The sequence below is a fragment of the Streptomyces cinnabarinus genome (assembly GCF_027270315.1).
Taxonomy (GTDB): domain Bacteria; phylum Actinomycetota; class Actinomycetes; order Streptomycetales; family Streptomycetaceae; genus Streptomyces; species Streptomyces cinnabarinus.
Map to the genome: position 1 here is coordinate 8,714,522 of NZ_CP114413.1, position 15,192 is coordinate 8,729,713.

The 15,192-nt window shown below is 68.7% G+C and carries 13 protein-coding genes; 5 read left to right on the top strand and 8 right to left on the bottom strand.

Annotation, left to right across the window (positions count from 1 at the left end; all coding sequences use genetic code 11):
* Window positions 1-3 precede the first annotated feature (3 nt).
* Complete coding sequence (locus STRCI_RS39320) at window positions 4-582, bottom strand: suppressor of fused domain protein (RefSeq protein ID WP_269663792.1); 579 nt, start codon at window positions 580-582, stop codon at window positions 4-6.
* A gap of 85 nt (window positions 583-667) precedes the next feature.
* Between STRCI_RS39320 and STRCI_RS39325 the strand changes: the two genes are divergently transcribed.
* A complete protein-coding gene (locus tag STRCI_RS39325) occupies window positions 668-1,318 on the top strand; it encodes a hypothetical protein (RefSeq protein ID WP_269663793.1) in 651 nt (216 codons plus the stop codon).
* Window positions 1,315-1,692, top strand: a complete 378-nt coding sequence (locus STRCI_RS39330) for a peptidase inhibitor family I36 protein (RefSeq protein WP_269663794.1) — start codon at window positions 1,315-1,317, stop codon at window positions 1,690-1,692. Before STRCI_RS39325 ends, STRCI_RS39330 begins: the two co-directional genes overlap by 4 nt.
* A gap of 46 nt (window positions 1,693-1,738) precedes the next feature.
* Here the strand turns inward: STRCI_RS39330 and STRCI_RS39335 are convergent, their stop codons facing one another.
* From STRCI_RS39335 to STRCI_RS39365, 7 genes are all read right to left on the bottom strand, one after another.
* Complete coding sequence (locus STRCI_RS39335; protein ID WP_269663795.1) at window positions 1,739-3,394, bottom strand: NAD(P)/FAD-dependent oxidoreductase; 1,656 nt, start codon at window positions 3,392-3,394, stop codon at window positions 1,739-1,741.
* Between the two features lie 131 nt (window positions 3,395-3,525).
* Window positions 3,526-5,178: an NAD(P)/FAD-dependent oxidoreductase gene (locus STRCI_RS39340; RefSeq protein WP_269663796.1), complete on the bottom strand. Its 1,653-nt coding sequence runs from the start codon at window positions 5,176-5,178 to the stop codon at window positions 3,526-3,528.
* A gap of 122 nt (window positions 5,179-5,300) precedes the next feature.
* Window positions 5,301-5,609 carry a hypothetical protein gene (locus STRCI_RS39345; RefSeq protein ID WP_269663797.1) on the bottom strand — a complete coding sequence of 103 codons (309 nt, stop codon included), beginning with the start codon at window positions 5,607-5,609 and terminating at the stop codon, window positions 5,301-5,303.
* Window positions 5,610-5,640: 31 nt separating this feature from the next.
* Complete coding sequence (locus STRCI_RS39350) at window positions 5,641-6,333, bottom strand: DJ-1/PfpI family protein (RefSeq protein WP_269663798.1); 693 nt, start codon at window positions 6,331-6,333, stop codon at window positions 5,641-5,643.
* A gap of 142 nt (window positions 6,334-6,475) precedes the next feature.
* Window positions 6,476-10,108 (bottom strand): hypothetical protein, encoded by a 3,633-nt coding sequence (locus tag STRCI_RS39355; protein ID WP_269663799.1) that lies wholly within the window; start codon window positions 10,106-10,108, stop codon window positions 6,476-6,478.
* Between the two features lie 145 nt (window positions 10,109-10,253).
* A complete protein-coding gene (locus tag STRCI_RS39360; RefSeq protein ID WP_269663800.1) occupies window positions 10,254-10,904 on the bottom strand; it encodes a LamG domain-containing protein in 651 nt (216 codons plus the stop codon).
* Between the two features lie 121 nt (window positions 10,905-11,025).
* Window positions 11,026-11,871: a GntR family transcriptional regulator gene (locus tag STRCI_RS39365; protein WP_269664764.1), complete on the bottom strand. Its 846-nt coding sequence runs from the start codon at window positions 11,869-11,871 to the stop codon at window positions 11,026-11,028.
* Between the two features lie 258 nt (window positions 11,872-12,129).
* Between STRCI_RS39365 and STRCI_RS39370 the strand changes: the two genes are divergently transcribed.
* The 3 genes from STRCI_RS39370 to STRCI_RS39380 are packed head-to-tail and all read left to right on the top strand — an operon-like array spanning window position 12,130 to window position 15,170.
* Window positions 12,130-13,392: an extracellular solute-binding protein gene (locus STRCI_RS39370; RefSeq protein ID WP_269663801.1), complete on the top strand. Its 1,263-nt coding sequence runs from the start codon at window positions 12,130-12,132 to the stop codon at window positions 13,390-13,392.
* 3 nt (window positions 13,393-13,395) lie between these two features.
* Entirely contained in the window at window positions 13,396-14,316 is a 921-nt protein-coding gene (locus tag STRCI_RS39375) for a carbohydrate ABC transporter permease (RefSeq protein WP_269663802.1), read from the top strand.
* The gene (locus tag STRCI_RS39380; protein ID WP_269663803.1) at window positions 14,313-15,170 is read left to right on the top strand and encodes a carbohydrate ABC transporter permease; all 858 of its coding nucleotides are present in this window, start codon (window positions 14,313-14,315) and stop codon (window positions 15,168-15,170) included. The genes STRCI_RS39375 and STRCI_RS39380 overlap by 4 nt, the downstream gene beginning before the upstream one ends.
* Window positions 15,171-15,192: the final 22 nt, after the last annotated feature.

Genomic DNA, 15,192 nt, shown 5'->3' on the forward strand with positions numbered 1-15,192 from the left:
GCGTCAGACGACGGAGGCCCTGAACGGATCGGTGGGAATGATCCCCGCCGCGTCGAAGCGGTGCTCCAGCGCCTCGTGACCGTGGCGTCGGCGGAACTCGATCTCGGCGGTCGTCACCGGCAGGGTCCACAGGATGCGGACGTGTCCTTCGGGCAGCGGACAGTGTTCGAGGTCCGGTCCGTGGAGGTAGGGCAGGCTGATCAGCAGGTGGTCGCAGGTCGAACCCGGCACCCACGGCTCTCCGATCGGCATGCTGTGCTCCAGGCCGAGTCGGTGCCCGTCGCAGTGGTAGTAGGCGACCATCGCCATGAGGTCGATGAAACGCTGGTCGCGGACGTGGGCGGTCATGACGAACTCAAGCCCTTGGCCGTCCTGTTCCATCGCCGCCCAGCACCCGGCGGTCACATAGGCCCAGCTGTCGCTGTGGGGGCCGGGCCCGACGACGAGGACGCGCAGGTCGGGAACCGCCTCTCGTCGTAGCGGACCGAGGTCGCAGGGGGCGACCTCCACGGAATGCCCCTCGAAGAACGCCCGCACGTGCGACTCAACGGCGTCGGCGGCCCGCAACCTCGCATCACTCACCGCGCGATCATGCCAGACGACGTTCGACGCCGAAAACGCTCCGCCACCACCGTGCCGTCGGCCCGTCTTGATCGTTTGGACTGGCGTGACGATCACTACTGCCCGCGCTCAGGCGGTGGGCCGGGCCGTGGCCGGTGCCGTGTTGGTGCTGACGGTCGCCGGGGGCTGTGCGGCGGAGTCCCGGCCGTCGCTGCCCTCCTCGGAGCGCGGTCGCAGCGACCTGATCAAGGCCGCGCAGCGGGTACTGGTGGACCGGTGCATGACGGCCCGTGGCGCCGCCGGACCGCCCCCGCAGGAGAAGGCGCTCTTCGGCGCCGGGCGGGCCGAACTGTCGGTCACCCTGGCCACCGGCCACACCGTCCGCACCCATACGGACGGCTGCCTGGCCGAAGCGCATCGCTCCCTCTACGGCGACCAGGCCCGTTGGTTCCGCGCCGAGGTCGTCGTCAACAACCTGCGCCCCGAAGCCCAGGCCGCGCTCACCAAGGACCCCGGGTACAGGGCCGCGCTCGCCCGCCGAGCCGCGTGCCCCGACCAGGACACCCGCTGCGTACGGGCCAGCGGCCTGGACGCGCTGCGGGCCCGGCTGGAACCCGCCCGGCTCGCCGAGGCCCGAGCCGCGCACCGCACCGAGATCACCACCTACGACCAGCTGCGCGACCGCGCAGTGCACCGCGCGGCCGACCTGCTGGCCACGCAACCCACCCCCCACCGGAAAGGGCACACCCCCTCATGATGCACAGCAATCTGTTCACCGCCGTGGCAGCAGTGTTCCTCCTGTTCACCGGCAGCCTCGCCGCGGCCGGCCCGGCCGGCGCGGCCGACTGTCCCTCCGGCGAGTTCTGCGCCTGGGAAAACGCGGACTTCCAGGGGCAGCGCGCCAACTGGTCCGGAGACGACGGCTGGTGGGAGAGCTGGATCGCTGACGAGGACTCCTCCTGGGCCAACCACGGCATCTCAGGCCCGGGCATCAAGGACCACGTCCAGGTCTACTCCCGGGCCCACCAGGGCGGCCACATGACGATCTGCCTCACCCCGGGCCAGGAGGTCAACTACAACGGCGCGGCCAACGACAACGGCGACTCCCACACCTGGAGCATGAGCTGCTGAACGCCCCGCTGATCCTCGAACTCCCGGGCCACAGCCCGGGGTTCGTTCAGAAGATCTTCCGGCCGGTGAAGCGAAGCCGCAGTGCCTGGCCGCCGCTCTTCAGGAGCATCTTGCGTACGGTCGGGTCGCCGTGCCTGGTGAGCCAGACCGCCGTCCTGGCGATGACGGGCGGCTTGGGGCTCATGAAATGCACCGACCGCTTCTGGAATCCAAAGGGTTTGGGCATGAAGTTCGCGCCCTCAAGGACCTCCCACAGCGTCTCGGCCGCCTCGTGCGCGGTGATCTTGCCCGCCTGGTGCGCGTCCACCTGAGCCACCATCGTGTCGAAGAGGTGCTTGTAGCCTTCGTGGTCGGGCCAGTCGTAGCCGAGATACTGGCCCTTCTCCAGGTCCTTGAAGTGCTGGTCGCTGCCGTCCTTCTGATACTTCGTCAGGCCCGCGCGGGCGCGGAAGGTGCCGAAGTTGTTGCCCCACACCCAGACGCGGAAGACGGCCTTCCAGAACTCGAAGTGGTCGAACGCGGTGTACCCGCCGTTGACGATCTCGTCGTTGTAGTGGAAGCGGGCGCGCTGCCACTCGTCGTAGTCGGAGAAGCGTTCGGCGGAGAAGTCACCGTCCTGGCAGGCCCTGATGAGGCGCCAGGCGAGCCGGTTCACCGCGTCGCCGGTGTTGGCGAGACCGTAGGAGAACAGCGGATCGATGAAGCCGGCGGCATGCCCCAACAGCGCCCAGCGGTCGCCCACGGTGCGCTTGGAGGAGTACTGGAGCCGGTCCGCGCTGACCCACTCGCGGACCGGGGTGACACCGGCGTACTGCCGCTCGATGTCGGGGAAACGGGAGGTGATGTCGGCGAAGTCCTCCTCGACGGAGTGCCGCGGGTTCTTCGGGTAGACCCGCGGATCGACGGTGAGCCCGATGGAGCACAACGGGTTGCGCGACAGCGGCGTGTTGTCGAAGCCGATCACCCAGGCCCACCCGCGGTGGAAGGTGTGGTGGACGGTGCCCTCGTACCACGGCACGGGCGGTGTGTGCTCCGGCTTGCGGTCCCACAGATCGTCGGTGTGGGTGATGCCGTGCACGTGGGTGAACATGGACCGCGACTGGTGCTTGAACACCGGGATCTCGTCGCGCAGGCCGAACTTCTTCGCGATCGGCGAGCGGTAGCCGCTGGCGTCGACGACGTAGCGGGCGCGGAACTGCTCGCCCTGCTCGCCGTGCAGTGTGACGCCCGAGTCCTCGAAGTCGATGTCCGCGACCCGGAAGTCCTGGAGCGGGGTGCAGCCGCAGGTGACCGCCAGGTGGAAGACCCAGGCGTCGACGTCCTGCCGGTAGAGGTGATGTGCCTCGTGCAGCAGCCCGGGGGTGTGGAACTCGTTGGTCTCGCGCGGGTTCTGCGGCTTGCCCTCCTCATGGCGGAGGAAGCCGAAGTGGGTCTTGGTGCCGAACGTCGGGCCGATCGTCCTGGCGCAGTCCTTGAGGGTGCACAGGGTCGTCAGCTCGGGCACGTTGTAGCGGGCGGCGATGATCCGCTGGGAGACGTTGGTGTACGGGATCGTGGCCTCGCCCACGGCGAACCGCGGATGCGTGCCCGCGTCGATGAGCAGCACTTGGAGGCCGCTGCGGGCCAGCGCCGCACCCAGCATGGAGCCGCCCATGCCGGCACCGATGATGGCAACGTCGAACCGTTTGGTCTGAGGGCTCATGGTGTGTCTGCTCCTCGGGGATGAGACGGCGGTCAGGACTCCGGCGCCGACGGCGAGCGCAGGCGCCGGTCCACGACTGGCCAGGTGGCGAGGGTGTGCTCGGCCTGCTCGCCCAGGCTGGAATCGTTCGGCTACAGGTGCTTGTTGCTGAGGAGGGAGAGACCCTCGGCCACGAGACGGCCGATCTCCGGGGGCGCACTGTTGCGCGCCCACCGCCTGGTGTCGGCGGTCTTGCGCGGGCCGGCGTCGAACCAGCGGTTCGAAGCGTCGGTGAGGCCGAAGCCGGGAGGTGCGAAGTCCGCTTTGCCCAGGGCGGTGAGGATGTTGTCGGCCGCGATGTCGCCGGACCGGCGGCCCTCCTGAACGGACCGCATCTGCTCGCTCACGTGGGCCAGCAGCTCCCGCACCGGCGGGTGGTCGGGTATCCCGCCATCGGGCGCCAGCCCTTCCAGCCGGGCCAGGTCGGCGACTTGGCGCGAGCGCCGGACACGCTCGTACGCGCGGCCGATCTCGAATGTGGCGAGGAGCCGGCCGAGCGAGTGGACGCGCAGCCAGCTGTCCCACAGGCGGAAGTCGGCGAACGACGTGTAGGCGTCGGCGGCCAGGTCGTCGTTGTTCCTGAGCAGCCCCAGCTGGAGCTGCTCGACATATGCGAAGCGCTCGACCGAGAAGTCGTCCTCCTCCAGCGCCGCCAGCAGCCGCCATGCGAGGGCGTTGACGATCTCGAACGAGTCGCTGAGAGCGCGGGAGAACAGCGGATCCACGAACCCGGCTGCGTGGGAGGCGAGGCACCAGCGGGCGCCGACGGTCTTCGAGGCGGAGTACTGCTGCCGGTCCGTGCGCACCCAGGGACGGATGGCGACGGCGTCCGTGAACTGGGCGCGGATGTCCGGGAAGCGGCTGATGAAGGAGCGGAACTCCTCCTCCGGTGTGCCGCCGACGTCGGGATGGACCCGCGGGTCGAGGTTGAGCCCGACACTGACCAGTGGGTTGGTGGTGCGGGGGTGATTGTTGAACGGGATCACCCAGATCCAGCCGCCCTCGAAGAGGTGGTGCAGGGTGCCCTGGCTCCACTTCGTCGGGTGGCCGTGGGCGGTCCGCGGCAACAGGTCGTCATACGCCGTCACGTTCATCATGTGCGTGCACAGTGAACGTGCGTGGTGCCGCATGACCGGTGCTTCGTCGCGCAGCCCGAGTTTCGACGCCAGCGGGGACTCGATGCCGCTGGTGTCCACGACGTAGCGGGTGCGGTAGGTGGTGCCGCGTTCGTCCGTGAGCGTGCCGCCCTGCGCGTCGAAGTCGATGTCCACGATCGTCGTCCGCTGGCGGATCCTGGCGCCGTACTTCACGGCCACGTTGAGCATCCAGGCGTCGATGTCCTGGCGGAAGTAGTGGTTCTCGAAGTGGCCGGTCCGGGGGATCAGCGACTGGTGGCATTCCTCCAGACGCTGGCGCTCGCCCTCGCGGTGGTACAGGAAACCGAAGTTCTTCTTGATGCCCGAGGTCGTGGCGACACTTCGCTGAACGCTGTCGAACGTGGTGAGGTCCTTGAACTCCGGCACGTCGTAGCGCTCGCCCACGAGCCGCATCAGCATCGACGTGTACGGGCTTGTCGACTCCCCGATGGCGAAGCGGGGGTGGCTGTCGGCGTCGATGAGGAGGACGCTCGCGCCGCCACGCGCCAGAACCGCCGCCAGAGCGGTTCCGGCGAGCCCGGATCCGAGAATCACCACATCGGTGTCGGGCCGCTCGGCCGACCTTGCGGATTGGGTCGCGTGGGGCATGAATCCCTCCGGAACTCGGACCGACTCTGCTGGATCCGACGGTCCGCAACCTGGCTCGCGGTGGGCTCGAAGGACGCTGAGCCGTCAGTCGGCCAGGGCGTCTTGGGGGAGGGTGCGGCTGGTCAGGGGTGGTCGGTTCGGCGTCGGCCGGTGACTTTCGAGGCGGGCAGGCGTCCGGCTCGGGAGTGTCCGGTGAGGGTGTCCTTGTCGACTGTCGTGTCAAAGGCCAGGTTCAGCCGCAGGGGTTTGGCGATGGCCTGGTTCCAGGTGAGGCGACTGCCGTCGGCCGTGAGGTTGGTGAGGGGTACTTCCTCGCCCGCTCCATGTGCGGTGCCGGCCAGGATGCCGTTGTCCTGCCGGAGTTCGACCACCGCTTTGATCTTGCCGAGGGGAGTGGCGATCACGAGATCCCACGTGCCTTCCACGTTCATGCTGGTCTTCCCTTACTGAGTGGTGCGGGTTTCAGAAGCCTGCGGGGACGGGGCCTTGGGCGCGCCAGACGGTGCCGCGGCGTTCGTGGGCGAAGAGGTTCTCGACCGCGTGGGCGATCTGCGGGCCCACTTCGCGTTCGAGGAGGTACAGCCCGAGGTCGAGTCCGGAGGTGACGCCGCCGGCGGTGACGAGATCCCCGTCGTCGACGACGCGGGCGTTGACGGCGTGGGCGCCGGTGGCGTCGAGGAGGTCCTGACCGAGGTGGTGGGTGACGGCGTGGCGTCCTTCCAGGAGGCCGGCCATGGCCAGGATGAGCGAGCCGCCGCACACGGTGGCGACGAGTACGTCGGGGTCGTCCATCGCTGCCTTGAGCAGCGCGGGCAGGTCGGTGGTCAGCGCCCGTCCCAGCAGTACGGGGATGGAGTCGTCCTGCGACCGGCCCCCGGCCTCGGCCTCGGCGTCGTGGTCGGGTATCTCGCCGGGGTCACCGATCCGGCCGGAGGCGCCGGGGACCAGGATCAGCCCCGCGCGTGCGGGGTCGAGGGCGGCGGTGGCGCGCAGCGCGAGTCCGCCGGTGCCGCTGACCACCTCACGGGGGCCCTCGGCGGACACGAGTTCCACGCTCACCGCGTCACAGGCGGCTCCGCCGGCGTGCAGAACCTCGAAGGGAGCGATGACGTCGAGCGGATCGAAGCCGTCGAACAGGACGATCTGGGCGTGCATGAAGGGCTCCTCCACCAGCGACTCTCCCGGCCGGTGCCGGGAACGCAGCCGAGGCTATGACCTGCCCGTCCCCATCCCCAGAGGCGTTGGTGCCAGCCTTCGACGGATTGTCGCCAGGCCCCAGGGCACGGTCCGCCCTCCGCTACCAAGGCGCCGCGGGCGCTCCGTCGGAGACGCCGTAGCGCCGGACTTGGCCAGCGAGGTGACGCCTGCGTGTTGCTTCGTAGTGCCCGATGAGGGATTCGAGAGCGTTGGGAACGCCTGCGTCGACCGCGCGCAGGAGCAATGGGTCGGCGCCGCTGTCGCCCTGGTGCTGCCTGAGGCGGGCCAGCTCCACCAGGGCTCTGCCTTCGCCCAGCTCGATGGCACGCTCGAATGCGGCCGTTGCCGCTTCAGCGAGGTCCAGTTCCTCGCACAGTCGCCCAAGGTGCAGCAGGGTAGCCGGGTTGTGCTCGGCTGAGAGGTGGTGCCGGAAGGAGTCGAAGGAGCCCTGTTCCGCGTAGGAGGCCAGCAGGTAGGCGGTGTTGTCGGGCCGCCGGCGCAGAGCATTCGCGGCATCCTGGGCGGTGAGGGCTTTGATGATGTCCTCCGTCCGCTTCTCGGCCCACTGTTCCTTGACCCATTCAGCCAGGGCTTGTGTGTGTCCGAAGCGGCTCAGGGCCAGGGCGAGGTTGAGTGCCTCATCCCTGCGGCCGTTCTCATGCCATCGGCGGGCGAGGTAGATGCCTGGCCCTTCTTGGTTGAGTTCGGAAGCTCGCAGAACCAGGGCCTCGGCCGCCGCGTCGTCGCCCGAATCGGCGTAGTGGTCCGGCAGTTGGGACAGTCGTCGGATGTGGCCCGCGGCGATCGCCTCGGCCACGACGGCGTCCCGGAGGGCGGTGCGCCCGGCGTCGTGCCACATGGCCGCAAGCGCGGACCAGGCCGTGGTGTCCCCGAGTTCGACGGCCCGCCGATACGCTTCGGCCGCCTTGTCGTAGTCACGCTGTTCCGCGCGGAAGTCCCCAAGAGCGTGCCAGGTTTCGGCGTCCTCGGACAGCTCCGCCCGGCCGAGCGCGTCCTCCATCCCGCGTTCATCATCCCTGGCTTTGGCGATCACGGCGGCCAGCACCCAGCCGACCGGGTGGCCTCCGGCAGCCGCCTTCTCAGCGGCGTCCAGCGCCCGGTCGAACTCCTCGACCTGGGTGAATTCCTCGGCCGCAACCAGGTACCACCACTCCCAGCCGGGACAATCGCCCAGCGCGATCATCGCCTGCGCGGAACCACGCAGATCCCCGTTGCGCTCACGCCGGCTCGACAGCCGCTTGAGGGCTTTGCCGTAGCCGTGCTCATTCGCCGCACGCTGACCGAATGCCTCGGCCCGGCGCGGATCGCCGGCCTCCTCGAAGAGGAACGTCAGCTCCTCATAGGCGAGCGAGGAGCCGGCGGCGCCCGCCTCTTCCAGGACAGCGACCGCCTCTTGGCGGTGTCCGGCCGCGTTGAGCCGATGTGCTTCGGAAGCCATGAGCGAGGGGTGTCCCCGCGCGGCCAGTTTCCGGGCCACTGGCAGCACCCGTTCCGGGTAGCCGGCATCAGCCAAGTCGTAGCCGATATGCCGGACATGCCAGTCAGGGACTCGCTCGCCGGCCGCAAGGGCCTCATCGATCCGCCCGGCCTTCAGCAGGGTCTGGCTGTAGTCGGTCCAGGTGGCGTCGCTCCCCACTTGTTGGGTGGCCCGCTCCAGCCATTCCAGGGCGGAGGTGGTGTCTCCGGCTTCCAGCGCCTGTTCGGCCAGGCGCCGCGCCGGGCCGGCCTCACCGTGGTCGAGGGCGGATTCGGCGACGGAGGCGGCGTCCTCTGCGTGGCCGGCCTGTGCGAGGGTCTCGACCAGGAGGGTGTGACCGGGCAGGGACGGGTCCATGTCCAGGGCCTGCCGGGCCAGGGCGGTACTGACCCGGTAGCGGGCGCGCGCATGTGCCGCCCGTGCCAGGGCGAGGACACCGGCGGGTGACGGCAGAGACCCTACGGTCGCCTCCCACCAGGCATCGGGCGGACAGTCCAGGACGCGCTGGGCCCCGACCTTCTGACGTAGGTAGTCGGCCAATCGATAGCCCTGCGTGCCCTCGGTGGGCTTCTCGGGTGCCGAGCCGAGAGTGGTCAGTGGGCCGGGCACGCCTCGGCAGGGCTTGCCTGCCTCGGAAAGCGCCCCGACGAACCAGTGGGAGCGCCAGGCTTCATCCCGGGTCCGTCGGTAGGACTCGGGAAGGAGAGCACCTCCCGCGCGTTCGAGGAACCCCGCGCTGACGTCCTGGGCATACCCCAGGCGTGCGGCGTCGACGGCCGCGTTGACGAGCGCTTGGACGTCCGGGGTGCTGTGATAGCGCATGAGCAGCTCCCGGCTGCCGGCAAGGTATTGCGTCACCTCATCGGGGCTGGCCGCGAGCGCTTCCGCGAGCCGGAGGTCCCTGGCCGCGGCCTCTTCCAGCACCGCTCTCGCCGCGCCCTGGAATCCGGTGTCCGTGATGAAGATCTGCCGGTCCTCCAGCAGTTGTGCGGCCGCGCTGTTCTCATCGGCGGCAAGATCACGCAGGCGCTCCGGCCACAGCGTGCCCAGAACCAGTACTGGACCGCGGGCGGGATCGTCGAGCAGCGACTGGAGCGCACGTGCCGCGACGTCATCAGGCAGTGCCGTCAGATAGCGCTGGGTCTCGTTGAGCCAGAGCACGGTCTTCGGCAGGAGGGACACGGAGGAGAGCGCCTCGACGAGATCCTTCGCGCTGGGCGGACGCCACAGGCGCCATCCGGAGTCCAGCAGGCGCAGGGCTTCGAAGCAGCAACGGGTCTTGCCCGTGGAGGACCCACCCACCACGACCGCCAGCCGACTGTGCCCGGCGGACGCTTCCTCGACGGCAACGCGAAGTACGGCGTCGTGGGAACGCGTGACGTAAGGGGGCTGAGGCGGCAGCTCCTTGCCCTGCGCCGAGGACTCGATGACGGGGTGCACACCCAGGGCCAGCGCGTCGGTGCGGTACGCGTCGACGGGAACGGACGGGAGTGCGTCCGGCGGCGGTTCGACGGGGCCGGGAGGGTCAGGGCTGGCAGCTGTCAGGATGTGCCGCCGCAGGGTGGTGTACGTGCGGTGCTGCCGAGAGTCGGGCCGGGCGATGGTCTTGTGGTCGCCGGGCAGCGCCGCCGCGTCGGGGAAGACGCTCTGGGCGGACGTGCTGGAGACGATCCTGTCGCTCTCACCGGCATACACGGAGAAGGGGATGGGACAGGTACGGTCGGTGACCTCGGACGCGTTCACGACGTCGCGCAACAGCGCGCGCCGCGTGGATGTGATCTCGTCATTGAGGGGACGCAGTTGGCGTTCCTGAGGATGGCGCAGCCCGAACACATTGCGCCGCAACGAAAGCACCATCTCCGAACCGTCGTTGGGGCAGGCCAACAGCACGACGCGCCGGATCCTGGCCAGATCGCGGCCTCTTCCCTCGGCGAGCATCCGGGTCAGGTAGCGCTGCACGATCAGACCACCCTGGCTGTGCGCGACCACCATGAGTCGGGTATACGCCTCACCTTCGGTGTCGAGGTACTCCTTGAGGCTGTCGGCGGCCACATTGAATGTGGGGAAAGTGCGCGTGGGGTTGAGCCGCCACAGACCTGTCGAATAGCCGAAGGGCAGAGGGCGGACGAGGCGCAACGCGGTGTCTTCGGCAATGAGCTTCTTCAAGGGTGCCCACATGGCAGGCGATGACCGGATCCCATGCACCAGGACCAGACCCAGACGTTGCTCACCCACGGCGACCTCCTCAAACCCCGCTCAGCGGTCATAAGTTAGTCCTTCGCGGAGTGCGACGACTACAAGGTCGGACTCTCGGCCGTATCTCCTGCGCCGACCACTCCGGCACCGACCTCAACCATGGCCGCACTCCGCGGTGCCCTCCTCAGCCGCGCCGCACGATCAGGCTCTCCACCCCGTAGGACAACTCGTCGACGCCCTCCTCGGGCTTCGGGTGGTAACGCCCCGCGCAGACTGACAGGTTGACGATGAGGAAGGCGTGCCAGTCCGGACCGACGCCGCGTGCGTCGGCGAAGATCTCTCTGCCGTTGAGGAGCCAGACCACGCTGCGTTTGCCGAACGTCACGTGCAGAGTGATCTCGCCTCCGGGGCGGACCGCGCTGTCGCGGACGTAACTGCTTCTGTGGCGGACGTGGTTGGTGAGTTCCAGTAGGTCTGGGTTGTCCGGGTGGTACTCGAAGACGTCGACCTCGTTGCCGCCGTCCCGCCAGGTCCAGATCGCCGGCCAGGCACCCAGTCCGACCGGCAGCCGCACCCTGGTTTCCAGCCGGTCGCCGGTTCGGACCATGAAGGACTCCGCGCTCTCCTCGGTCGTGAGGAGGCCGGTGTCCCACAGCCCGTCGGATCGGCGTGTGGCCCGGAAGGTGCCGTTGTCGAAGTAGGCGGGGTCCTGGGTGAGGTGGTCGAGCTTGTTGTCGTTCGGGTTGGTGGGGCCTCCGTCCGGATAGGCCCAGGAACGGCCGGCGACCCACTGACGATCGGATGTGAAATCCGCGACGAAGACGACATCACTCACGCCCAGGCTCCCTCTTGTCGATCACTTCGCATGTGCTGACGGGTTATCCCCGCGGCTGTGTGCGTCATGCCGAGTCCTGGGCGGGCGGCGCTTCTTTCATGCGTACGGGTGACGTCGCGCCTCAGGTGTTCTGCTGGACCACGCCTCGCGTGGAGAAGGTGACCGGGTCGCCGCTGGTGAAGTCGCCCGGGGGGATGCCCGGGTGATGGCCTTCCTCCGCCGTGGGCTGCACGTCGTCGGCGCTGAGGGTGAGGCGGGAGACGATGCGGTAGCGGTCGCCCCGGTAGAGGGAGTGGACGTACTCCACCGCCCGGCCGTGGGTGTCCGTGGTGAGCCGCTCGAACAGCAGCGCCGGGGACAGCTCCGGCACCTGGAGCAGGTCGGCTTCGGCGCGGGTGACGACCGTGGGTTCTATCGACTGCACCGCTTCGCTGACCTGGACGCCGTGCCGGTCGCGCAGGTGCTCGTACAGGTCGCCCTGCTTGAGCTCGTCACTGGTCAGGTCGGGAGCGAGATCCTTCCGGACGTGCAGGTGCTCGATGGCCACGGGGGAGCCGTCCACGAGGCGGAGGCGGGCGACGTAGAGGATCTCGGCGGCGGGGGAGACGCGGAGCTTGCGGCTGATGCGGGCGCCGGCCGCGAGGGTGCTGAACTCCAGCAGTCTGCTGGTCCACACCCCGCCGGCCTGCGGCAGGCTGAAGGCGTTGCGCTCGGAGACCAGCTCCTGGGTGATCTTCTCCGCGGCCACGAACATGCCCCGGCCGTGCTCACGGACCAGCAGTCCCGCGACGACCAGCTCGTCGACCGCCGCCCGCAGTGTGGGGCGTGACACGCCGAGTTGGGAGCAGAGCGCGCGCTCGGACGGGATGGCGTCCCCGGGGCGCCGGGCCTCGATGAGTTCGAGGATGGCGTCACGGACCCGCTCACGTTTGAGCATCGCGCCGGAGGCTGCCGCGTCGATCTCCATACGGGGCTCTCGTTCGTCGTCGGGGAGTTCGCTGGTCAACTATAACTGGCCTACTGGTCAGGTTGCAGCCATCCGGGCAGGTCCGGGGCTGTCCAGTGGTTTCCGGCCGTCCGTCGACCAAAACCCATCTCGGCCAGGGGGGTTGACGGTGTTATTGGTCTATGCCACCTTCAACCAGCCACCAACTGGTAAACACCCGGCAGGCGATTGGTCAGGTCGGGGTTTCCCATTCGTTCTCAGGCTCCCCAGAGGTGAACCGTGAAGCACCGCCCCCTTGCTCTGCTCGGCGTCATGCTGCTGAGCGCCGGACTCGTCGCCTGTTCCTCCTCCGACGGCGACCAGAGCGACGGCGGACCGACCGCCCTCGACGTCTGGCTGATGCGGGACAGCGTCTCCGCGGCCTTCCAGGAGGAGTTCGAGGCCGGGTTCGAGAAGGCGCACCCGGAGATCGACGTCAAGATCCAGATCCAGGAGTGGGAGGGCATCGGCGAGAAGGTCACCGCCGCCCTGGCCAGCAACGACGCCCCCGACGTCATCGAGGTCGGCAACACCCAGGTCGCCCAGTACGCCCAGAGCGGCGGACTGACCGACTTCACCGACAAGGTCGCCGACCTCGGCGGCGAGACCTGGCTCAAGGGCCTTGCTGAGCCTGGCGCCTGGGAGGGCAAGCAGTACGGCATCCCGTACTACGCCGCCAACCGCGTCGTCATCTACCGCACTGATCTCTTCGAGAAGGCGGGCATCGACGCCGCGCAGATCAAGACACGTGACCAGTGGCTCGCCGCCACCGAGAAGCTCAACAAGGGCGGCGTGCAGGGTATTTACCTCCCCGGCCAGAACTGGTTCACCCTCGCCGGCTTCATCTGGGACGAGGGCGGTGACCTCGCCGTCCAGCAGGGCAGCGAATGGGCGGGCGGTCTGGACAGTCCCGAAGCGCTGCGGGCCATGGAGTTCTACCGACGGCTCCAGGCGCTCGGCAAGGGCCCCAAGGACTCCGACGAATCCCGCCCGTTGCAGGCCGAGGTCGTGGCCAAGGGGCAGATCGCCCAGGTCATCGCCACCCCCGGCGGGGCCAACGTCATCGCGCAGAGCAACCCCGAACTCAAGGGCAAGCTGGGCTTCTTCCCCATCCCCGGCAAGAGCGCCGACACCCCGGGCGCCGTGTTCACCGGCGGCTCCGACCTGGTCGTGCCCGCCGTCGCCGCGCACCAGGACGAGGCGTACACCTTCATCAAGGAACTCACCGGTGACGCCTGGCAGCAGAAGCTCGCCCTGTCGATGAGCTACGTCCCGAACAAGACCAGCCTCGCCGCCGCCGTCGCCTCCGACCCCGGTGCCGCGGCGATGGCGGTCGGCGCCGCGCAGGGGCACGCCACGCCCAACACGCCCCAGTGGGCCGCGGTCGAGGCCAAGAACCCCATCAAGGACTACATGACCGCCGTACTCACCGGCCAGGACGCGAAGTCCGAGGCCGCCGAGGCGTCCCAGTCCATCACCAGCACGCTCAACAGCGGTTCCTGACTGATGCTCACCAGGTCCTCCCACCAACCGTCCCACAGACGCCCTCTCGGCCCCTACCTGCTGACCGCACCGGCCGTCCTGGGCATGCTCTACCTCCTGGTCTATCCCTTCGGACGGGCCCTGCTCATCTCCTTGCAGGACTTCCGGCTGCGCGAACTCATCAGAGGCGACGCCGAGTTCGTGGGGCTGCGCAACTACCGGACCCTGCTGACCGACCCGAGGTTCTGGGACGTCGTCCGCCGCACGTTCCTGTTCATGGCCGTCAACGTCGCCGCCATCATGATCCTCGCGACGCTGGTCGCCCTGATGATCGAACGACTGGGCGCCATCGGCAGGACCGTGGTCCTCAGCTCACTGGTCCTGGTGTGGGCGGTGCCGGTCGTGGCCGCCACCACCGTCTTCCAGTGGCTGTTCCACTCACAGTTCGGCATCGTCAACGAAACCCTCACCGACCTCGGCTTCACCTCCTTCGAGAGCTACACCTGGTTCGCCAACGGCAGCGCCGCGTTCACGATCCTCGTCATCCTCATCGTGTGGCAGTCGGTGCCGTTCGCCGCCATCACCGTCTACTCGGCCCTGACCACCGTGCCCCAGGAGCTCTACGAATCCGCGCGCCTCGACGGCGCCGGCGCACTGCGGATCTTCCGCTCGGTGACGTTCCCCCTGGTGAGACCGATCTTCATGCTCGTGGTCTCACTCGAAGTCATCTGGACCTTCAAGGCGTTCGTCCAGATCTGGGTGATGACCCGGGGCGGACCGGGCGACGCCACGACGATCCTGCCGGTCTACGCCGTGCAGACCGCCCTCGCCAACCAGCGCTACGACCTCGGATCGGCCGCCTCCATGGTCACCGTCCTGCTCATGAGCGGGGTCCTCGTCCTCTACTTCCGCCAACTGTTCCGCCAGGAAGGGGAGCACCTGTGACCACGACCCGCAGGACCGCCGCCCCGCGGCGCCGACTTCGCAGGCTCCCGCTCAACACGGCAGCCACGCTGACCGTGGTCCTCTGCCTGTTCCCCGTGTACTGGATGGTTGCCACCGCCTTCAAGCCGTCCCGCGACATCCAGTCCTACGAACCCCGCCTGATCCCTCGCGAGTGGACCTTCGAGCACTTCCGCACTGCGGTCCAGGCCGACAGCTTCGCCCTGTTCTGGCGCAACAGCATCCTGGTCACCCTCAGCGCCGTCCTCCTCGCGCTGGTCGTCGCGCTCGGCGCCGCCTATGCCGTGGCCCGGCTGCGCTGGCGCGGCCGCCGCCAGTTCATGCTGGCGGTGTTCATCGCCCAGATGGCGCCGTGGGAATCACTGATCATCCCCATCTACATCATCTCTCGCGACACCAACATGCTCGACCGGCTGCCGACGCTCACCCTGATCTACTTCATGATCACCCTGCCGTTCACGGTGATCGTCCTGCGCGGCTTCATCGCCGGCATCCCGCCCGAGCTGGAGGAGGCGGCGCAGGTCGACGGCTGCACCCGGGTGGGCGCCTTCCGCCGGATCGCGTTCCCGCTGCTCGCCCCGGGACTGATGGCCACCTCGCTCTTCGGATTCATCACCGCCTGGAACGAGTTCACCTACGCCAACTTCCTCATCATCAAGCAGCAGGACAGCCGCACACTGCCGGTCTGGCTCTCCTCCTTCCAGACCACCTTCGGCACGGACTGGGGCGCCACCATGGCCGCCTCCACCCTCTTCGCACTGCCCGCGCTGATCGTCTTCCTCGCCCTGCAGCGCCATGTGACCTCGGGCCTGACAGCCGGAGGAGTCAAGGGCTAGCCGGCCGCCCCCAGCCCCGCCC

Bases quoted from the DNA above. Each gene is read 5' to 3' on its own strand.
- STRCI_RS39330 (WP_269663794.1), top strand. From the start codon at position 1,315: ATGATGCACAGCAATCTGTTCACCGCCGTGGCAGCAGTGTTCCTCCTG.
- STRCI_RS39335 (WP_269663795.1), bottom strand. From the start codon at position 3,394: ATGAGCCCTCAGACCAAACGGTTCGACGTTGCCATCATCGGTGCCGGC.
- STRCI_RS39340 (WP_269663796.1), bottom strand. From the start codon at position 5,178: ATGCCCCACGCGACCCAATCCGCAAGGTCGGCCGAGCGGCCCGACACC.
- STRCI_RS39345 (WP_269663797.1), bottom strand. From the start codon at position 5,609: ATGAACGTGGAAGGCACGTGGGATCTCGTGATCGCCACTCCCCTCGGC.
- STRCI_RS39350 (WP_269663798.1), bottom strand. From the start codon at position 6,333: ATGCACGCCCAGATCGTCCTGTTCGACGGCTTCGATCCGCTCGACGTC.
- STRCI_RS39365 (WP_269664764.1), bottom strand. From the start codon at position 11,871: ATGGAGATCGACGCGGCAGCCTCCGGCGCGATGCTCAAACGTGAGCGG.
- STRCI_RS39375 (WP_269663802.1), top strand. From the start codon at position 13,396: ATGCTCACCAGGTCCTCCCACCAACCGTCCCACAGACGCCCTCTCGGC.